Annotated in this window: 16 protein-coding genes and 1 other annotated feature; of the genes, 14 read left to right on the top strand and 2 right to left on the bottom strand. The window is 38.9% G+C overall.

Annotation, left to right across the window (positions count from 1 at the left end):
• Window positions 1–100 precede the first annotated feature (100 nt).
• Together IGJ11_RS10970 and IGJ11_RS10965 are read left to right on the top strand one after the other, a co-directional pair.
• The gene (locus IGJ11_RS10970; RefSeq protein ID WP_010720800.1) at window positions 101–478 is read left to right on the top strand and encodes a DUF1033 family protein; all 378 of its coding nucleotides are present in this window, start codon (window positions 101–103) and stop codon (window positions 476–478) included.
• Window positions 411–2,483 carry a DNA topoisomerase III gene (locus tag IGJ11_RS10965; protein WP_251849718.1) on the top strand — a complete coding sequence of 691 codons (2,073 nt, stop codon included), beginning with the start codon at window positions 411–413 and terminating at the stop codon, window positions 2,481–2,483. Before IGJ11_RS10970 ends, IGJ11_RS10965 begins: the two co-directional genes overlap by 68 nt.
• Window positions 2,484–2,714: 231 nt before the next feature.
• On the opposite strand, the gene IGJ11_RS10960 is transcribed toward IGJ11_RS10965, so the two are convergent.
• Entirely contained in the window at window positions 2,715–3,200 is a 486-nt protein-coding gene (locus IGJ11_RS10960) for a prolyl-tRNA synthetase associated domain-containing protein (protein WP_081128492.1), read from the bottom strand.
• A 92-nt stretch (window positions 3,201–3,292) separates the two neighbouring features.
• Window positions 3,293–3,523 (top strand) — a binding site (T-box leader).
• A gap of 200 nt (window positions 3,524–3,723) precedes the next feature.
• Here IGJ11_RS10960 and IGJ11_RS10955 point away from each other — a divergent pair.
• From IGJ11_RS10955 to IGJ11_RS10920, 8 genes are all read left to right on the top strand, one after another.
• A complete protein-coding gene (locus IGJ11_RS10955) occupies window positions 3,724–4,365 on the top strand; it encodes an amino acid ABC transporter permease (protein ID WP_010720797.1) in 642 nt (213 codons plus the stop codon).
• A gap of 11 nt (window positions 4,366–4,376) precedes the next feature.
• On the top strand, window positions 4,377–5,012 hold the full coding sequence (locus tag IGJ11_RS10950) for an amino acid ABC transporter ATP-binding protein (protein ID WP_010720796.1): 636 nt from the start codon (window positions 4,377–4,379) through the stop codon (window positions 5,010–5,012).
• 16 nt (window positions 5,013–5,028) lie between these two features.
• A complete protein-coding gene (locus tag IGJ11_RS10945) occupies window positions 5,029–5,847 on the top strand; it encodes an amino acid ABC transporter substrate-binding protein (RefSeq protein WP_010720795.1) in 819 nt (272 codons plus the stop codon).
• Window positions 5,848–6,119: 272 nt separating this feature from the next.
• A complete protein-coding gene (locus tag IGJ11_RS10940) occupies window positions 6,120–7,556 on the top strand; it encodes a glycoside hydrolase family 1 protein (protein WP_207431604.1) in 1,437 nt (478 codons plus the stop codon).
• Between the two features lie 341 nt (window positions 7,557–7,897).
• The gene (locus IGJ11_RS10935; protein WP_207431605.1) at window positions 7,898–10,339 is read left to right on the top strand and encodes a DNA translocase FtsK; all 2,442 of its coding nucleotides are present in this window, start codon (window positions 7,898–7,900) and stop codon (window positions 10,337–10,339) included.
• Between the two features lie 250 nt (window positions 10,340–10,589).
• Window positions 10,590–11,663 (top strand): 23S rRNA (adenine(2503)-C(2))-methyltransferase RlmN, encoded by a 1,074-nt coding sequence (gene rlmN / locus IGJ11_RS10930; protein ID WP_251849716.1) that lies wholly within the window; start codon window positions 10,590–10,592, stop codon window positions 11,661–11,663.
• A 685-nt stretch (window positions 11,664–12,348) separates the two neighbouring features.
• Entirely contained in the window at window positions 12,349–12,897 is a 549-nt protein-coding gene (locus IGJ11_RS10925; protein ID WP_034700626.1) for an aminoglycoside 6'-N-acetyltransferase, read from the top strand.
• 353 nt (window positions 12,898–13,250) lie between these two features.
• Complete coding sequence (locus tag IGJ11_RS10920) at window positions 13,251–14,915, top strand: peptide ABC transporter substrate-binding protein (RefSeq protein ID WP_010720789.1); 1,665 nt, start codon at window positions 13,251–13,253, stop codon at window positions 14,913–14,915.
• A 79-nt stretch (window positions 14,916–14,994) separates the two neighbouring features.
• Here IGJ11_RS10920 and IGJ11_RS10915 read toward each other — a convergent pair whose 3' ends face one another.
• Complete coding sequence (locus IGJ11_RS10915; RefSeq protein ID WP_010720788.1) at window positions 14,995–15,339, bottom strand: DUF3899 domain-containing protein; 345 nt, start codon at window positions 15,337–15,339, stop codon at window positions 14,995–14,997.
• Between the two features lie 83 nt (window positions 15,340–15,422).
• Between IGJ11_RS10915 and opp3b the strand changes: the two genes are divergently transcribed.
• The 4 genes from opp3b to IGJ11_RS10895 are packed head-to-tail and all read left to right on the top strand — an operon-like array spanning window position 15,423 to window position 19,421.
• Window positions 15,423–16,364 carry an oligopeptide ABC transporter permease gene (gene opp3b, locus IGJ11_RS10910; protein WP_010720787.1) on the top strand — a complete coding sequence of 314 codons (942 nt, stop codon included), beginning with the start codon at window positions 15,423–15,425 and terminating at the stop codon, window positions 16,362–16,364.
• Window positions 16,365–17,408, top strand: coding sequence for an ABC transporter permease (locus tag IGJ11_RS10905; RefSeq protein ID WP_010737155.1), 1,044 nt, complete (start codon window positions 16,365–16,367; stop codon window positions 17,406–17,408). It begins immediately after the preceding gene.
• 5 nt (window positions 17,409–17,413) lie between these two features.
• Window positions 17,414–18,490 (top strand): ABC transporter ATP-binding protein, encoded by a 1,077-nt coding sequence (locus IGJ11_RS10900; RefSeq protein WP_207431606.1) that lies wholly within the window; start codon window positions 17,414–17,416, stop codon window positions 18,488–18,490.
• The gene (locus IGJ11_RS10895; RefSeq protein WP_010720784.1) at window positions 18,465–19,421 is read left to right on the top strand and encodes an ABC transporter ATP-binding protein; all 957 of its coding nucleotides are present in this window, start codon (window positions 18,465–18,467) and stop codon (window positions 19,419–19,421) included. The genes IGJ11_RS10900 and IGJ11_RS10895 overlap by 26 nt, the downstream gene beginning before the upstream one ends.
• Window positions 19,422–19,426 lie beyond the last annotated feature (5 nt).

Genomic DNA, 19,426 nt, shown 5'->3' with positions numbered 1-19,426 from the left:
CAAATTCATAAAATGTCCCTTTTATAAGAGAAATTTCTTGCAACTTTCTTGAAAAGTGTCTAAGATGAGTCTAGTAAAATCGTAGAGAAGGAGCACGAGTATGTATCAAGTAGTGACAATGTTCGGAGATAATGAGCCTTGGTGGTTCTTTGAGAATTGGGAAGAGGATATCGAAGTAGAAGAAACATTTGATTCTTTTGAAGAAGCACAGGTTAATTATGAACAAAAATGGCTTGCAATCAAAAATAAATACGAATATATCCATGCAAAAAGCAACTTTCTAAGTGCCTTCTGGAATGACGGAGACGAGCGCTGGTGTGAAGAATGTGATGATGATCTTCAACAATATAAAGGGTTAGCCTTATTGAAAAATCATCAGCCAATCACTTTAGAAAGCAGAAAGGAATTTTATGAAACAACTAATTCTAGCGGAAAAACCAAGCGTTGCGAAAGACCTAAGCAAGGTGCTTGGTGCTAATCAAAAACACAAAAATTATTACGAAGGACCCAAGGTGATCGTTACTTGGGCCCTTGGTCATTTGTTAGGGCTGAAAATGCCTGAAGACCTCAATAAAGAATGGCAAAGTTGGCAAATGGAAACGTTGCCGATGATTCCTAAAAATTTAGGAATCAAACCACTGCCTAAAACAGGTCACCAATTAAAAACAATCAAGCAATTGGCGCAACGTAAAGATGTGTCAGAGGCTGTGATCGCTACGGATGCCGGAAGAGAAGGGGAATTGGTTGCTCGGTGGATCTTGGAATATGTCCGCTTCAATAAACCAGTGAAACGTCTTTGGATTTCTTCCCAAACAGATAAAGCAATCAAGACAGGATTCAAACAATTGAAGCCCGCAAAAGACTATGATGCACTTTACTATTCGGCGCTAGCTAGAGCAAAGGCTGACTGGTTAGTAGGATTGAACGTAACACGGGCGCTGACTGTGAAGTATCAAGATAATCTATCTGCTGGTCGAGTTCAAACTCCAACACTCGCCTTGGTCAGAACACAAGAACGGAAAATTGAAACATTTAGACCACAAACTTATTTTTCAATTTTATTAGATGTAGAAAAACAACAAGCAAAGATGGTTCAAAAAAACCAATTCGCATTGAAATCTCATGAAGAAGCTCAATCGTTAGTGAAAGAGTTAGCTAAGAATAAAGGAACTGTGACAGCCATCCAAGAAAAAGTAAAAGTGGAGCCGGCGCCATTGCCTTATGATCTAACGGAGATCCAACGAGAAGCAAACCAGCGTTATGGCTACTCTGCTAAAAAAACTTTAGGACTGGTCCAAAGTTTATATGAAACGCATAAAATCGTGACATACCCTCGTACAGATAGTAAATATCTGACGAGTGATATGAAAAGTACGATGAAAGAACGTTTACAGGCGGTCAGCGATTTTTCACCAGAAGTGAAACAGTATTTAAAAAATGGGGCAGTTGTTCGTCAAACAAAAGTCTTCCAAGACAGTAAAGTCACTGATCACCATGCGTTACTACCAACTGAAAATCGTCCACGCTATGAGAAACTTAGCAACGAAGAACAAAAAATCTATCAGATGATTGTTACTCGATTCTTAGGTTTATTCGCTGAGCCACACAAAATCAGTCAAACAAAAGTGACTGTGACATTTGGCAAAGAACAATTTGTGTTCCATCAAAATCAAGTCCTTCAAGCTGGCTGGAAAGATGTCAGTCAAAAGGAGAGCAATGAAGTGGACTGGGTGGAGGGAATGCGTATCCAACCAGAATTTACGATCAAGAAAGAACTATCGGCACCGCCTAAGCCTTTGACAGAGGCGAGTTTACTAGGATTTATGGAAAAACATAGTTTAGGAACACCGGCAACTCGTGCTGAAATCATTGAAAAGTTGATCAAATCGGAATTGATGGAACGAACACCGCAAGGCTTGCAAGTCTCACCAAAAGGGAAGCAATTATTGGAATTAGTCAATCCTTCCTTAGTGACCCCTGATTTAACAGAAAGCTGGGAGAAAGACTTAGAAGCAATTGCAGCGGGGCAAAAACAAGCCAGCCAATTTTTAATGGGCATTGAAAAAGAAACAAAACGATTGGTACAAGAAATCAAAACAAGTAAACAATCTTACCAAGATTTCTCGATCACACAGAAAAAATGTCCAGACTGCGGTTCCAATCTTAGAGAAAAAAATACTCGAGATGGCAAAATCTATGTCTGCACGAATCAAGATTGTCATTACCGTAGAAGAAAAGATCCAAAAGTCTCGAACCACCGTTGTCCGCAATGTCATCGGAAAATGGAGATCATCGAAGGCAAAAATGGCGCTTATTTCCGTTGTAAATATGATGGGACGACCGAAAAAATGTTAGATAAAAAAGAACAAAAGAAAAAAATGACGAAGCATGAAGAACGTCGTTTATTGAAAAAGTACACGCAAGCAGAAGAACCGGAAGAAAGCCCACTTGCTGCAGCTTTAAAAGCTGCAATGAAGAAATAGCGTGTCGTTTGTTGAAAATCAGCAATGGTTTTTGAGACCACTATTGTATGTTAAAAAATGGTGATTGGTTTCAAGTGATTGCTGTTTATGTAACATGGTTTAGAATGTGAAAGAAGCTTAGTCTGAGACATAAGTCATGAGGTTCCTCTTATAAATTGTTGTTTTTACGTACAATTTTTAGGAGGAACCTCATTTTTTGTATGTTGGGCTTTTTATCACAAATAGCCGTGCTTATAAATCTTCGTAGATAGGTGGATGTTCAAGGTATTCTAAAATCTTGATGAAATCTAAAAACGATAAGATCAATGTTGTCGTGTTGACATTTGGATGAAATCCTACGGTAGAGGTTTGATCAATGGCTGAGTCAATGACTACTTGAATCGCTTTTTCTTGATCATGCATCAATGCAAAAGGTGTAACAGTACCGGGAGCTACCCCTAATAAATCAAGGAGCTGTTCTTCTGAAAGAAAAGACAAACGCTTCTCATTCAGCTGTTCTGCAAGTTGTTTCAAATTTGCCTGCTTTTCATCAGGTAAGATAACAAGATAAATTTGTTTCCCTTTTTTTGCTTTTAACACGAGATTCTTCACTTGAGGTCCTGGTAGTGTAAATGGCAGATTTTTGACAGAAGTAATCGGTGGATGATCCACCTTTTGATAGGGAATGCCTAGTAAATCAAGTAATTGATAGGCTTCTTTTTCAGTAGCCAAAACCATCGATTGATCGCTTCCTTTCTTTTTCTTTCATTCATTATAAAAAAATAATTGACAAAAGAAAAATAATCGTGTAAATTACACGTAAGTTAAAATCAACGACATCGAAAAGAAGAGTAGCGATTAAATGTTTGAAGAGAGTCTCTGGCAGGTGGAAAGAGATAGCAGTTAATGGTGAAACACATCTTGGAGTCGATTTTCTGAAATACAGTAGGAAAATCCGGGAAGCCCGTTACAGCTGCGGTCATTGTTTGATGACCAGATAAGGTTAGTTTCCGTGAGGGACTAGCAAAAAAAGGTGGAACCACGTAATTTACGTCCTTTGGTCATTTGACCGAAGGACGTTTTTTTATTTTCGTGTGAAGTAAATGTCCAACAACAATTACTTTTGTTTTACCTCATTTTCTGGAATGACTGCGTGAGGTTTCTTTTGTGAAAAAGAAACAAACAGAGGTGGGAACACGTGTGATGCGTCCTCTTGACGAGAGTCAAGGGGATTTTTTTATTTAAAAGGAGGAAGAAAGAAATGAATTATTTGCTGGAAGTCATGCCACAACTATTAGTAGGGGCTCTTACAACGTTGAAATTATTTATTTTTACCTTGATTGGATCATTGCCATTAGGGATCATTTTAGCATTAGGGTTGTCTTTACATTTTAAACCAATTCGTTATATCTTGCAGACCTATGTCTGGGTCATGCGTGGTACACCGTTATTACTACAATTGATTTTTGTTTTTTATGGATTGCCAACGATCGGGATCGTCTTTGACCGTTTTGAAGCAGCGTTATTGGCTTTCGTTTTAAATTATGCCGCTTATTTTGCTGAGATTTTTCGTGGGGGGATTCAATCGATTCCCCAAGGACAATATGAAGCTGCGCAAGTGTTACAGTTGAGTCCTTTTCAAACCGTCACAAAAATCATTATCCCACAAGTGACAAAAATCGTTTTACCATCGGTTGGGAACGAAGTGATCAACTTAGTGAAAGACTCTTCTTTGATCTATATCTTAGGACTAGGAGACGTTATGCGAGCAGGGAAGATTGCGATGGAACGTGATGCAACATTGCTACCATTACTAGGTGTGGCTTTCATCTATCTGGCACTAACTGGTATCTTAACGATCATCATGAAACAAGTAGAAGGAAAATTAAACTATTATCGCTAGGAGGAATGGACATGATTGAATTAAAGAAAGTAAGTAAAGCATTTGGAGAAAAGAAAGTAATCAACGCGTTAGATCTAGTCATTCCAGATGGTCAAACCATGGCGATCGTCGGTCCTTCTGGTGGAGGGAAAACGACACTTTTGAGAATCTTAGCAGGATTGGAAAAAGCAGACAGTGGGGAATTTTATCTGGATGGTGTAGCCTTTGACCCATTTGAATTGAAAACGAAAGAGCAAGTCGTAGGTGTTGTTTTCCAAGATTTTCAACTGTTTCCACACTTAAGTATTTTTGACAATATCACTTTAGCGCCTAAAATGGTGTTGAAGCAATCGAAAGAAACGTATACGAAAAAAGCACAGGAATTAGCCGATTCACTTGGGATCAGTGATTTACTCAACAACTATCCTTATCAATTATCTGGCGGTCAAAAACAACGGGTAGCGATCGCACGTGCCTTGGCAATGAATCCTCGAGTTCTTGCTTATGATGAACCGACAAGTGCCTTAGACCCTGAGCTGCGACAACAAGTAGAAAACTTGATCGTCTCATTGAAGGCAGAAGGTGTGACACAAATCATCGTAACCCATGATTTGGTGTTTGCGGAAAATGTGGGAGATCAACTCGTGAAGGTCATCCCAAACAAGTAAGAAGGAGGGACACTTGATGAAAAAAATCAGTTTGCTACTTGCGATAGTTGCAGGGATCGTCTTTCTTTCTGGTTGTAGGAATGAAAAGACAGATAAAGACAATTGGTCAACGATTCAATCAGAAAAAAAGATCATCATCGGGTTAGATGACACCTTTGTACCGATGGGGTTTCGTGATAAAGAAGGAAAACTAACAGGTTTTGATATTGACCTTGCTAGAGCAGTTTTTAGAGAATATGACATCAAAGTCGTTTTCCAACCCATTGACTGGTCCATGAAAGAGTTTGAATTGAATAATGGGACGATTGATCTCATTTGGAATGGGTATACTAAAACAGCTGAAAGAGCCAAAAAAGTCCAATTTTCAAAACCTTATATGCAAAACGAACAAGTCCTGATCACTACGAAAAAATCAGGGATCACTAGCTTTGCTCAAATGAAGGACAAAATCCTAGGAGCTCAAAATGGTTCTTCTGGTTATGATGCCTTTATCAAACAACCAAAAATATTAAAAGATATTGTAAAAAATCAGGATGCTGTTTTATATGATAGCTTTAATGAAGCATTGATCGATTTGAAGAGTGGACGGATCGATGGGTTATTGATGGATAAAGTATATGCTGGTTATTACTTGAAGCAAAAAAATGAGTTGGATCAGTTCAATATGATCAAAGGGGATTATCAAAGCGAAGATTTTGTCGTGGGTGCCCGAAAGAAAGACAAGGAATTAGTGAAGAAAATCAATGAAGGGATTGCGGAATTAGAAAAAACAGGAGAATTCCAACAAATCTCAGACAAATGGTTTGGTGAAGACGTGACACCCGTTCAGAAGTAAACAGGCAATCTAACATCATTGAGTGTCTTAAAAAGAAGCGTGGTAATTTGAGTGTCTCTTAGTTCACACGATAAAACCTATGAAATTAACCTGCGCCAAATGAATAAGCAAGAATTTTTGAAACACATATTTTAAAAAATTCTTGCTTATTTTTTGTCTGAAAAATTCCAATGATCATAAAATTGTTCAATGATTGATTTCTCCTTTTGTATTGAAAGGGGTTTCGTGTTATCCTTTTTTAGTAAGGATTGAAGCAAGAAAGGAAGAGATTGATGGAACACCAAAAATTAACTGAATTTCCCCAAGACTTTCTTTGGGGATCAGCCTCAGCGGCTTATCAAGTTGAAGGAGCCTGGCAAGAAGACGGCAAAGGAGAATCGGTCTGGGATCGTTTTGTCCGTATTCCAGGGAAAACTTTTAAAGGAACAAACGGCGATCTAGCGGTTGATCACTATCATCGCTTTAAAGAAGATATTGCTTTAATGAAAGAACAAGGATTGAAAGCGTATCGTTTTTCAGTTGCTTGGACTCGCATTTTTCCTAATGGTCGTGGGGAAATCAATCAAGCAGGGTTAGCTTTTTATGAAGAGCTGATCGACGAGTTGATTGAAAACGGGATTGAACCAATGTTGACATTGTATCATTGGGATCTTCCACAAGCCTTGCAAGATGAGTATGCAGGTTGGGAATCACGCCAAATCGTTGAAGATTTCACTAATTATGCTGAAACATTATTTAATGCTTTTCGAGGAAAAGTCCATTATTGGATCAGCTTGAATGAACAAAATATTTTTACTTCACTAGGCTATTTATTAGCTGCTCATCCACCAGGTGTTACTGATCCAAAACGGATGTATCAAGTGAACCATATTGCTAACTTAGCAAATGCAGCAGTGATCAATAAGTTTCATGAATTAGGAATGCCAGGTAAAATCGGTCCAAGTTTTGCTTACACACCTAATTATCCGATCAACAGCGATCCTAAAAATATTTTAGCTGCAGAAAATGCGGAAGATTTGATGGCTCATTACTGGATGGATGTCTACATGTGGGGCAAGTACCCGATCGCCGCTATGAAATTTTTAGAAGAACGTGGCTGGGCACCTGAAATGGTTGAAGGAGACGCAGAACTGCTTGAATCTGCTAAACCAGACTTCTTGGGGATCAACTATTATCAAACAGCGACTAATGCCTTTAATCCGTTGGATGGTGTAGGAGCTGGCAAAATGAATACGACTGGGAAAAAAGGATCTTCTGAAGAAACAGGCGTCCCAGGAATGTACAAAAAAGTCGACAATCCTTTCGTTGAACGTACGAATTGGGATTGGGAGATCGACCCAGAAGGATTGAGGATCGCTTTAAGACGGATTACGAGTCGCTACCGGATGCCTGTATTGATTACTGAAAATGGTTTAGGGGAATACGATGAATTGACAGAGGATAAAAAGATCCACGATGAGTATCGTATCGCTTACCTTTCAAGTCATGTCAAAGCGATTAAAGAAGCGATCTCAGATGGTGCTGAAGTCCTTGGCTATTGTACGTGGTCTTACACTGATCTGTTAAGTTGGTTGAATGGCTACCAAAAACGTTATGGATTTGTTTATGTCGATCAAGATGAAACTCAAGCAGGATCATTGGATCGCTACAAGAAAGATAGTTACTATTGGTACCAACAAGTGATCAAAGAAAATGGCTCAACGATCTGACCTTTTTGATAGTAAACGTTCAGGGAAATAAAGCGTGATCGCTTTTATCTAAAAATAGAAGCAGTGAGGATAAAACTTTCCAGCTTCATTGAGTTCACTGAATGAACCAAATGAATTGAATGAACCGAAATTCCCAAAAACTTTCTTGGTTTTTGTGGAATTTCGGTTTTTTTATCATAGTTTCTCGATAGGGGTGCAGGATCTAGCCATTGGTTATTTGAAAAAGTTTCTTAAAGTATATAAATACAGTGTTCGAAAAGAAAAACTTTAAACTTAGAAACAAAACTTTTGTTCCCTCGCTTTTTTTTGTATAATGGAACTTGATGAAATGAGGGATAAAAATGGCAAAGAAAAAACGTCCTGCAAAGAAAAAGAAAAAGACGAAAAAGCAACAACAGCAGCAGGAACAACTTCTTGCGATCAGTATCGGATTTGCATTGATCTTATTTGCCGTATTTGGCTTTTTAAAACTAGGTTTTTTAGGTATTTTAGTGGCAAATGGTTTTCGGATCATTGCAGGGAAAACTTATCAGCTTCTCTGTATATTATTAGCTATTTTAGGTTTTTGGGTCGTTGTAAAAAATACCGATTTTAAAATCGGTAAAAGCCGTCGGTGGTTTGGAGGCATTCTTTTTTACTTAGGAATTCTTCTCTTTTTACATGCCCATCTATTCGGAAAACTCCATAGTGGCGAACCAAACATTCTAGGAACCACTTGGGATCTGTTAGCAAGTGACATCCAGCATGCTCGAGTCAGCAGTAATGTTGGTGGTGGGATGGTTGGAGCAGCACTCTATAATTTTACGTATTTCTTGATTGCTCAACCTGGTAGTTACTTTGTTGCCATTTTATTATTAATAAGTGGTGCAATTTTATTTAGCAATATCGAAGGCTATCAATTAGTCAATAGCTTGCAAGTGATGGGAGAACGAATGCAAGAACTGCTGGAAGGAGATCCTGCAAAGCAAGCGAAGAAACAAGCGGCGAAAGAAGAACGGCAAAAGCAACGAGCGAAAGCACGAGAAGAGAAAAAATTAGCAGCAAAAGAAGCGGCAGAAGCTGAGATTGCTGAGCTGGAAAAACGTCGTTCCGCTGAACAACAAGCAAAGTCTGCGCCTTCTTATGAAAAAATAGCAGATGATGAACCCGAACAACTCAGTTTTGTACCGATCGATAGTTTTCAAGGAACTGTCCCATCTGCGACAATGGATATGCCAAAAGCAGAGCCAACGGTCACAACGCCTACTGCATCTGAACCGTTAGAAGCAGAGAGCTTAGAAGATGATGGCACAGCATTAGAATTTGAAATCGAAGCAGAGCAGGAAAATCAAGATTATGAATTACCGTCAATCGATTTACTCGATTCAGTAAAAACGACGGATCAAAGTGACGAGTATAAAAAAATCGAGAAAAATATCGGAGTCTTGGAACAAACTTTTCAAAGTTTTGGCGTAGATGCGAAAGTTGTTAAAGCAAGTTTAGGACCCTCTGTGACAAAATTTGAAGTCCAACCAGCAGTGGGTGTCAAAGTAAGTAAAATCGTCAGTTTAACGGATGACATTGCATTAGCATTAGCGGCTAAAGATGTTCGGATGGAAGCACCGATCCCAGGTAAATCATTGATCGGAATCGAAGTACCGAATAGCAAGATCAGCATGGTGTCATTTAGAGAAATCATCGAAGCGCAACCCAATCATCCAGATAAGCTGTTAGAAGTGCCATTAGGAAGAGATGTTTCTGGGCGAGTCCAAACCGCAGACCTTTCTAAAATGCCTCACTTATTAGTAGCCGGATCGACAGGTAGTGGGAAATCGGTAGCAATCAATGGGATCATTACCAGCATTTTGATGCGAGCAAAACCCCATGAAGTCAAATTGATGATGATCGACCCCAAAATGGTGGAATTGAACATGTACAATGGGATTCCTCATCTTTTGACGCCAGTTGTGACTAACCCGAGAAAAGCTGCTCAAGCGTTGCAGAAAGTCGTTCAAGAAATGGAAGAACGTTATGAAAAATTCGCTGCTACTGGTGTTAGAAATATTACTGGTTATAATGAATTTGTCCAACAAAAAAACTTGGAAAATGGAACGAAACATCCTACCTTGCCATTTATCGTGGTGATCGTGGATGAATTAGCTGACTTGATGATGGTTGCCAGCAATGAAGTCGAAGATGCTATTATTCGTTTGGCACAAATGGCACGGGCAGCGGGAATCCATATGATTTTAGCGACCCAACGTCCAAGTGTGGATGTTATCACAGGGATCATCAAAGCAAATGTTCCTTCTCGTATGGCATTTGCAGTCTCTAGTGGGACGGACTCACGTACGATCATTGACTCCAACGGTGCGGAAAAGCTTCTCGGACGTGGGGATATGCTCTTCTTACCAATGGGTGAAAACAAACCGATAAGGGTTCAAGGTGCGTTTATTTCTGACCACGAAGTAGAACGAGTGGTCAACTTCGTAACGGATCAACAAGAAGCACATTATGAAGAAAAAATGATGCCTTCTGATGAAGTAGAATCAGGCGGTACCGCAGAACAACCACAAGATGAATTATTTGAAGAAGCTAAAGCACTTGTCATTGAAATGCAGACAGCAAGTATTTCATTATTGCAAAGAAGATTTAGAATTGGTTATAATCGGGCAGCACGCTTAGTCGATGAATTAGAAGCGCATGGCGTAGTAGGACCTTCAGAAGGAAGTAAGCCAAGAAAAGTCTTCATTGAGCAAGTTGAAGAACCAATGGATATGATGCCAACGGATCACGAAACATAGAAAAAGTGCGTATGTGCTTGTCAGTTCTAACAATGAAACCGAAGAAACGCCAAAAATAACTTTGGGTGTTCTTCGGTTTTTTTATGAGATTGATCACTTATTCATAAAAATCAAAAAAACGATAGCTAAAAAAGGAGGAGCATCCATAAACAGCCTAAGATTTAGTATCTTTGTTTTGTGAACTATTGCATTAGTTGTGAGAATCAGTTATAGTATGTAGCGATACTTTGAAAAAAAGAGGGAAACGATTTTGGAAAAACAATCCATTTATGGTTTAACAATCGAAGAATTAACCAATTGGTTTTTAGAAAACGGCGAAAAAAAATTCCGTGCCGCCCAAGTGTGGGAATGGCTTTATCAAAAGCGTGTCAAAGACTTCTCCGAAATGACCAACTTGTCAAAAAACTTGATAACAAAGTTAACGGATCAGTTTGTGATCAATCCGTTAAAACAAATAGTGGCTCAAGAAGCATCGGATGGCACAGTCAAATATCTATTTGAATTACCAGATAAAAATATGATCGAAACAGTCTTGATGAGACAAGAATATGGATTATCTGTATGTGTGACGACACAAGTCGGCTGTAATATTGGTTGTACTTTTTGTGCAAGTGGGCTGTTAAAAAAGAATCGAGATTTGACAGCTGGAGAAATCGTGGCACAGATCATGATGGTTCAACACTATTTTGATGAACGACAAGAAGGAGAAAGAGTGTCCCATGTGGTTGTGATGGGCATTGGCGAACCGTTCGACAATTATGATAATGTCATGAACTTCTTACATATCATCAATGATGCCAAAGGGTTGGCAATTGGCGCACGACACATTACTGTTTCAACAAGTGGTTTGGCAAATAAGATCAAAGAATTTGCTGATAATGGGTTGCAAGTCAATTTAGCGATCTCATTACATGCACCAAATAACGAGATTCGGACCTCCATCATGCGGATCAATCGGAGTTTCCCAATTGAAAAATTGATGGCTGCAGTAGATGAATATCTTGAAAAAACCAATCGACGAATCACGTTTGAATACATCATGTTGAATCAGGTCAATGATCGTCCGGAGCATGCACAACAATTAGCGGATCTATTAAAAGACAAAAAGAAATTAACGTATGTGAATTTGATCCCTTATAATCCAGTCAGTGAACATGACCAATACTCTCGAAGTCCTAAAGCAGATGTGCTGAAATTTTATGATGTATTGAAAAAGAATGGTATCAATTGCGTGATCCGTAAAGAACACGGTACAGATATCGACGCTGCGTGTGGTCAATTACGGAGTAAACAAATGAAAAAAGAAAAAGCAACGACTAAATAGCATTAGCTAATATCCAACATCCATGGAGAAGAAACAACAAAGACGACAAAGCCTTATGCTTTGTCGTCTTTTGCTGAGTTTTCTTAGAACCTCAATTTACTGTTTGTTCTTGCGGTTCATCCCAATGCCATACAATATCCAAGAGAGAACGAAACAAGATAATCCTTACAGAATATCTTTTGTCACGTTCAAGACAGCGAGACTTGAGATGATTGATAATGATAAAAATAGTAACAGTTTCCGATCCTTCATAAGACTCCTCTATTATTTAGTAATTCTGCATACATTCTGATGCGTATAATCATTGAATCCTTTTTTATGCAAGTGAGGGGATTGAATGGAAACCAATGTTCCTAATCTGTCCCATTCGTTAGTGATTCGTTGCATGATTGTTTGTAAAGGGTTGTTATTGATCCTAATCATAATACTATTTATTTAGCCATGGATGAAAAAGCTATTTGTTAATGATTGGAGTCTATTAGTAAATTAATAATTTTTATAAGAAATGATAGTTCATCAATTTATTCTTGAAATGTCAGTTAGCACAGCTGTTTCAAAAAATTCTTTCTTATTGTCATCGGAGCTACCCGATGTTTTTACGACCTTTCTTTTCACGACCTTAAGCATAAACTTTTCTTTTTTCTTTCTAGTACTGCTAAAATAGGCAGAAAAGGGAGGGATAGCGATGATTATCAGTGAGTTTGATCGTGAGAATATTGTCTTGCGAGATCAGCTTGCAGATCTTTTAAGATTGACTTGGCCTGATGAGTATGGGACAGAGCCGATGAAAGAAGTCGAACAGTTGATGGCTCCAGAACGGATTGCTGTATCGGCGATTGAAGGGGAGGAATTGGTCGGTTTTGTTGGAGCGATCCCTCAATATGGCAAAACAGGGTGGGAGTTACATCCTTTGGTAGTAGCAAGCGCACATCGTAAACAACAAATCGGAACACGATTGGTTTCCTACCTGGAAAAAGAAGTTGCTTCATATGGCGGCCTGGTCATCTATCTAGGGACAGATGATGTTGAAGGACAAACAAATTTAGTTGAAACGGATTTATTTGAAGATACCTTTGCAAAGTTACAAGAAATCAAAAATATCAATCATCATCCCTATACATTTTATGAGAAACTTGGCTATCAGATTATCGGTGTGATCCCAGATGCGAATGGGTGGAACCAACCTGATATTTGGTTAGCAAAACGAGTGGCCAAAAGAGAGCCAACGGAATAAATTAAGACACTAATATTAGAGAAATGAACGATCCATTTTGTTCTCTAGTATTAGTGTTTTTTTGTTAGAATAAAAAATTATAATCTTTTTATGAGCTAAATCCGAACATTATAGCTGTTTTTACGATTTATTTTTTTTTGATGAAAATTATTTTATTTTTTTATCAAGTAGAAATAAAACCTTATAAAATAAGTGTATTTTCAGAAAAGAACAATAAATATTTCACTATAATGACATTATTTTAAAAAAAACCGAGAAGAAAGTATTGCTTTTTTAATAATTATTCATTAAACTCTTAAACAACTCAGAAAAAACTAATTATTCTGAAAATTTCGACAAAAGGGGTAAGGGAAATGAAAAAGAAATGGGCATTTAGTGTTGTAGCCTTGAGTGGGCTGGTACTTGCAGGCTGTTATGGCGGAAGTGCAAATACAAAAAGTAGTAATTCAGCGAGTGGCAACTCTACAGATGGAGGCGGAGTATTCAATTTAGTCGTACCTCAAGAAATGCCAACAGCAGATTTATCGTTAGCAACGGATACAATTAGTTTTACTGCATTAAATAATGTGTATGAGGGAATCTATCGTTTAGATAAGGATAGTAAACCACAACCAGCAGGAGCGAGTGAACTGGCAGAAGTTAGTGAAGATGGGTTGACTTACAAGATCAAATTGCGTGAAGACGCTAAATGGTCCAATGGTGATCCAGTAGTTGCGGCTGATTATGTTTATGGTTGGCAACGTACAGTGGATGCTGCCACAGCTTCTGAATATGCGTATCTTTTTGCTCCAGTAGCGAATGCAGAAGAAATCACAGCAGGCAAAAAAGATAAATCAGAATTAGGAATCAAAGCAGTAGGCGATCATGAATTAGAAATCACATTGACGAAACAAACGCCATACTTCCAATATTTACTTGCTTTCCCATCATTCTTCCCGCAAAAACAATCAGTAGTGGAAGAAAACGGTGATGCTTATGCTTCAGCAAGTGATAAAGCAGTATACAATGGACCGTTTACCTTAACAGATTTTGACGGACCAGGGACAGATACTGAATGGTCATACAAGAAAAATGATAATTATTGGGATAAAGATGCAGTGAAGTTATCTGAAATCAAAGTTAGCGTGGTCAAAGAATCTTCTACAGCATTGAATCTTTTTAAAGACGGTCAAGCAGATGACGTCATCCTTTCAGGGGAACTCGCTCAACAAAATGCGAATGATCCAGCTTATACGTCAGTCAAAGAAGCACGTACGAGCTATATTGAGTTGAACCAACGTGAAGCTGATTCACCATTTAAAAATGTCAACTTAAGAAAAGCTATTTCATACTCAATCAATCGTGATGCGTTAGTGAAACAAGTTCTAGGAGATGGATCGGTTGTATCGACTGGCTTGATCCCAGCGGACATGTCTAAAAATCCAGAAACAAATGAAGATTTTGCGAAAGAAGCAGGCAAACTTGTTTCTTACGATAAAGACAAAGCAAAAGAATATTGGGAAAAAGCGAAAAAAGAACTTGGCATTGATTCCCTTGAATTCAATTTGATGGCTTCAGATGATGATGCATCGAAAAAAGTGATCGAGTATATCCAAAACTCAATCCAAGAAAATTTAGATGGCGTAAAAGTTAAACCAACACCAGTCCCATTCTCTGTTCGTTTAGACCGTTCGTCTTCAGGTGATTTTGATACTGTATTAGGCGGTTGGGCAGCAGACTATGCTGATCCAAGCAGCTTTACGGACCTATTTGTTGCAGGTAACTCTTATAACCGCGGACAATGGAGTAATGCGGACTACGACAAAGTAGTAGATGACTCAGGGAATAAAGATGCGGGCGATGAGCAAGCACGTTGGGCGGATCTACAAGAAGCAACTAAAATCATGTCAGACGATATGGGTGTGATCCCAGTTTACCAAAAAGCAGAAGGACACTTAGTCAATGAAAAAGTCAAAGGAATTGTCCACCACGCTGCAGGAGCTTCATGGGATTACAAATGGACTTATGTAGAAGAATAGGCAAACATTAAGACAAAAAAAGCGGACTAGAGATTAAGACAGTTGTCTTAATCTCTCTCCACTTTTTAAAGGTTACGTATCATAGAAACGAAAAAATCACCAGCACGATAGAAAGAGCAAGCAAGATTCCGGCAATGATCAGCCAAAAGGTATACATACCATAGCTGGCAGACGAGAGTGAAGAAAATTCTGGTTTTTTCTTGCGGTTTCTTGTTCGGGCTAAATAGATCGATCGTTGAAAATGATCAAAGAAACCCGAGGAAAAAACCCATAAAAATCCGCCGATAATCAAAAACGGCATCGCACATAAAAATAAATCATTTGATAATTGAGTGAGTGTTAGTTGATGATTCAAACTATTTTTTACAATAATCAGGAGAATCAAGACACCAGCAATCAGGTAGGGAAGAGACTTCTTTTTCATCAGTTTGCTCCTTTATCTTTGGTTCATTCATTAATAATGTAGCGAAACATTTGTCAGAAGTCAAAAGCTAGGGGGAAACATTAGTGAATAGTTATCTAAAATATGTATTGAAACGTGTCTTCTTTATGGCCATTACGCTTTGGTTGATTGCCACAATCACGTTCTTCTTAATGCAATTATTACCAGGAACACCTTATACCAACCAAGAGCGCTTGAGTCCTGAAACGATCGCTATGTTGAATCAACAAGTTGGACTGGATAAACCTGTGATCGTCCAATATGGTATTTACTTGTCAAATTTACTTCAAGGAGATTTCGGTATCTCGTTCCAATTTAAAAATCAGCCTGTTGCTCATTTATTAGCTGGTAGAGTAGGACCTTCATTACAACTAGGACTACAAGCGATTATTTTTGGAACAGTGATCGGTACGATCTTAGGAACGATTTCAGCAATGAAGCAAAACACTTGGGCAGACACTTCTTCCACGTTGGTTGCTATTTTGGGTCGCTCGATCCCTAACTTTGTTTTTGCAGTCTTATTACAATATATTTTTGCGATCCGCTTGCATGTACTGCCGATTGCTAAATGGGACGGCTTCATTTATACGATCCTTCCAACCATTGCATTGGCTATGTCACCTTTAGCCGATTCAGCTCGTTTTATCCGAACAGAAATGGTCGAAGTATTACACAGCGATTATGTGGAATTAGCGAGAGCCAAAGGATTAAGCCGTTGGGAGATCGCCTTTAAACATGGTCTTCGTAATAGTTTGATCCCATTAATGACATTGTTAGGGCCGTTAGCAGTTGCTTTGATGACTGGTTCGTTAGTAGTCGAAAATATTTTTGCTATCCCTGGTATTGGTGAGCAATTCGTTAAATCGATCACGACGAATGATTATCCAACGATCATGGCAGTAACGATCCTTTACTCATTTATGTTGATCTTTGTGATTTTAGTCGTTGACCTGCTGTATGGTTTAGTTGATCCAAGAATCCGTGTTTCAGAAGGGAGTCGAAGCTAGATGGAACTGATACCAAAACGTTATGAAACAATAGCAGATATTCCTGCAGATAAATTTCTTCCGCTACAAAAAAACACTGAAGAAGAACGAGAACAAATTGCAGCTCCATCGCTAAATTTCATTCAAGATTCTTGGCGACGTTTAAAGAAAAACAAAGCTGCAGTCGTTTCGATGATTTTACTATCAGTGATCATTTTGATCTCGATCGTTACGATCTTTGTTTCGCCACACAACCCAACGGCACAAAATATCGATTACATCAATCTACCCCCACGTATTCCAGGGTTAAATATCGATGGATTGAATGGAAAAGCGATGGTTGGTGGTGAGTTAGTCGATAAATATGCCCAAGCAAATGTTCCAGCAAATGTGAATTTCTTTTTAGGAACGGATGGTCTAGGACGTGATGTATTAAGTCGTCTATTCATGGGAACACGAATTTCCTTACTGATCGCTTTTATTGCTGCATTATTAGATGTGACGATCGGTGTTGCTTATGGGCTGATTTCTGGTCTGCTAGGCGGACGAATCGACAACGGGATGCAACGTTTCTTAGAGATCTTATCTGGGATTCCTAATCTGGTAGTCATGATTTTAATGTTGGTTGTTTTTGAACCAGGTATTTTTTCCATCGTGGCAGCAATGGCGATCACGAACTGGATTCCGATGGCTCGTATCGTTCGAGCGCAAACCCTGAAACTGAAAGATCAAGAATATGTGTTAGCTGGTATGACATTAGGTGAATCGAAATTGAAAATTGCCTTCAAACACATTTTACCGAACATTTCCAGTGTAATCATTATTCAAATGATGTTTAGTATTCCATCGGCAATTTTCTTTGAAGCCTTTTTAAGTTTCATTGGTTTGGGGCTAACGCCACCATCTGCTTCATTGGGAACAATGCTGAGTGATGGCTATAAAACTTTCTTGTACCTGCCATATCTATTATGGATCCCTGCGGCAACGTTATCTGTTATCATGATCGGCTTCAATTTACTAGCGGACGGATTACGTGATGCCTTTGACCCTAAAATGAAAGAGTGAGGAATATGACAAAAGTTCTTGAAGTTAAAAATTTGCAAATCTCATTTGATACGTACGCTGGGAAAGTCCGAGCGATCCGTGGTGTCAATTTTCATTTAAACAAAGGCGAGACTCTAGCAATTGTTGGAGAATCTGGTAGTGGGAAATCAGTCACTACCAGAAGTATCATGAGATTGTTATCAAGTAATGCTACGATCGATTCGGGCGAGATTTTATTCAAAGGAATAAATATTGTCGATCAATCAGAAAAAGCCATGCAAAAAATTCGTGGGAAAGAAATCGCAATGATTTTCCAAGATCCAATGACTTCTCTCGATCCTACGATGACGATTGGGAAACAAGTGGCTGAATCCTTGCGAAAACACAATAAAGTTTCGAAAAAAGAAGGACAAAAAGCAGCATTGGAATTACTAAACTTAGTCGGGATTCCTGAGGCTGAAAAACGGATCAACAGTTATCCTCACCAATTTTCAGGAGGACAACGGCAACGGATCGTCATTGCGATTGCGTTGATCTGTTACCCGGAGATCTTGATCGCTGATGAACCAACAACTGCATTAGATGTTACGATTCAAGCCCAGATTTTAGAACTGCTAAAAGAAATCCAAACGAAAATCGATACCTCGATTATCTTCATCACACATGACTTAGGTGTAGTAGCAAATGTAGCGGATCGGGTAGCGGTGATGTATGGCGGAAAGATCATTGAAGTCGGTACCTCGGAAGAAATTTTTTATCATCCGCAACATCCTTACACTTGGGGCTTGTTAGGTTCGATGCCGACCTTAGATAGTGCGAATGAACGACTTTATGCGATCCCGGGTTCACCACCTGATTTATTGAACCCACCTAAAGGCGATGCCTTTTATCCACGGAATGAATATGCCTTGCAGATTGATGCAGAAGAAGAACCACCATTTTTTGAATTATCAAAAACACATCAAGCAGCAACTTGGCTTTTAGCACCTCAAGCACCAAAAGTAGAGCCACCTGAAGAAATCAAACGTCGTTGGGCGATTTTTGAAGAAAAGCAAAAAGCGAATGGAGGGATGACGAATGCCAAAAAAACTGCTAGAGGTTAATGGTCTAAAACAATATTTCAATATTGGAAAGAAAAATGAAGTTCACGCAGTTAATGATATTAGCTTTCATATTTATGAAGGGGAAACCTTTGGCTTAGTTGGTGAATCCGGTAGTGGTAAATCAACCACTGGGCGGACAGTCATTCGCTTAAATGAACCGACCGATGGCGAGATTTTCTTTGACGGAAAAGATGTCACCAAGCTAAAAGGAAAACAAGAAATGGCTAAGTTTCGCCGTGAGGTTCAGATGATCTTCCAAGACCCTTATGCATCATTGAATCCCCGAATGAAAGTTCGTGACATCATTGCAGAAGGGATCGATGTCAATGGATTGGTCAAGTCTCCAGAAGAACGTTCAGAAAAAGTAGATGAGCTTCTTCGAACGGTAGGATTGAATCCGAGCCATGGTACACGTTATCCTCATGAATTTTCAGGTGGACAACGACAACGGATTGGGATTGCACGTGCTTTAGCAGTTAACCCTCGTTTTATTATTTGTGATGAGCCGATTTCGGCTTTAGACGTATCGATTCAAGCACAAGTGGTCAATTTATTACAGGATCTGCAAAAACAACAACAACTAACGTACTTATTCATTGCTCATGATTTATCCATGGTCAAACATATCAGTGATCGGATCGGTGTCATGCACAACGGTCGTTTATTGGAAATGGGAACAAGTGATGAGATTTACCATCATGGCGTTCATCCTTATACGGAAAGTTTATTATCTGCAATTCCACTACCAGATCCCGATCATGAAAGACAACGGAAAAGAATCAAGTATCAACCAGAACCAGAAGACGGGCAAAAACGGACATTAAGAGAAATTGCCCCAGAGCATTTTGTCTATGCGACAGAGCAAGAAGTGGCTTATTACGCAAAAAAATTGAAACGGCAAAAAGAAGCGAGCTTACTTGTGACGTCTTAGGAGGT

Source organism: Enterococcus sp. DIV0691 (assembly GCF_051711145.1).
Lineage (GTDB): Bacteria > Bacillota > Bacilli > Lactobacillales > Enterococcaceae > Enterococcus_B > Enterococcus_B hirae.
The sequence above is the reverse complement of the archived record's forward strand: the minus strand, read 5'-3'. Positions and strand labels throughout refer to the sequence as shown.

What these genes read in the sequence shown, in the direction of transcription:
- IGJ11_RS10900 (WP_207431606.1), top strand. Translation starts at nt 17,414, where the DNA reads ATGACAAAAGTTCTTGAAGTTAAAAATTTGCAAATCTCATTTGATACG.
- IGJ11_RS10940 (WP_207431604.1), top strand. Translation starts at nt 6,120, where the DNA reads ATGGAACACCAAAAATTAACTGAATTTCCCCAAGACTTTCTTTGGGGA.
- IGJ11_RS10905 (WP_010737155.1), top strand. Translation starts at nt 16,365, where the DNA reads ATGGAACTGATACCAAAACGTTATGAAACAATAGCAGATATTCCTGCA.
- IGJ11_RS10945 (WP_010720795.1), top strand. Translation starts at nt 5,029, where the DNA reads ATGAAAAAAATCAGTTTGCTACTTGCGATAGTTGCAGGGATCGTCTTT.
- IGJ11_RS10925 (WP_034700626.1), top strand. Translation starts at nt 12,349, where the DNA reads ATGATTATCAGTGAGTTTGATCGTGAGAATATTGTCTTGCGAGATCAG.
- IGJ11_RS10970 (WP_010720800.1), top strand. Translation starts at nt 101, where the DNA reads ATGTATCAAGTAGTGACAATGTTCGGAGATAATGAGCCTTGGTGGTTC.
- IGJ11_RS10965 (WP_251849718.1), top strand. Translation starts at nt 411, where the DNA reads ATGAAACAACTAATTCTAGCGGAAAAACCAAGCGTTGCGAAAGACCTA.
- IGJ11_RS10935 (WP_207431605.1), top strand. Translation starts at nt 7,898, where the DNA reads ATGGCAAAGAAAAAACGTCCTGCAAAGAAAAAGAAAAAGACGAAAAAG.
- IGJ11_RS10915 (WP_010720788.1), bottom strand. Translation starts at nt 15,339, where the DNA reads ATGAAAAAGAAGTCTCTTCCCTACCTGATTGCTGGTGTCTTGATTCTC.
- IGJ11_RS10955 (WP_010720797.1), top strand. Translation starts at nt 3,724, where the DNA reads ATGAATTATTTGCTGGAAGTCATGCCACAACTATTAGTAGGGGCTCTT.
- IGJ11_RS10960 (WP_081128492.1), bottom strand. Translation starts at nt 3,200, where the DNA reads ATGGTTTTGGCTACTGAAAAAGAAGCCTATCAATTACTTGATTTACTA.
- IGJ11_RS10895 (WP_010720784.1), top strand. Translation starts at nt 18,465, where the DNA reads ATGCCAAAAAAACTGCTAGAGGTTAATGGTCTAAAACAATATTTCAAT.
- IGJ11_RS10920 (WP_010720789.1), top strand. Translation starts at nt 13,251, where the DNA reads ATGAAAAAGAAATGGGCATTTAGTGTTGTAGCCTTGAGTGGGCTGGTA.
- IGJ11_RS10950 (WP_010720796.1), top strand. Translation starts at nt 4,377, where the DNA reads ATGATTGAATTAAAGAAAGTAAGTAAAGCATTTGGAGAAAAGAAAGTA.